Raw genomic sequence first — 255 nt, forward strand, 5'->3', positions numbered from 1 at the left:
CTCCGCCGTGCCGCTGATCTGGACCCCGCCGGCCGCCTCCGCGGCGTTGATCAGGTTATCTCCGCCCTCGATCGTCGTGATCGCGACCGCTGGCGCAACGGTATCAACCGTCAGCGTCGTCGCGGTCGAGGCCGTGTTGCCGGCCGCATCGGTGGCTATCGCCGTCACGACCAGGGCCCCCTGGCCGGCAGGCGTGATCGACGTGGTCCAGTGACCGGTCGCATCGACCGTCACCGCCGCACCGTTGACGGTCAG

1 protein-coding gene is annotated in these 255 nt (G+C 70.2%); it reads right to left on the reverse strand.

Going from position 1 to position 255, the window contains the following annotated elements; genetic code table 11:
• A partial coding sequence (locus AC0L21_RS30230) for an Ig-like domain-containing protein (RefSeq protein WP_473265289.1) occupies nt 1-255 on the reverse strand: 255 nt, incomplete at both ends.

The sequence above is a fragment of the Bradyrhizobium sp. WSM4873 genome, assembly GCF_055811355.1.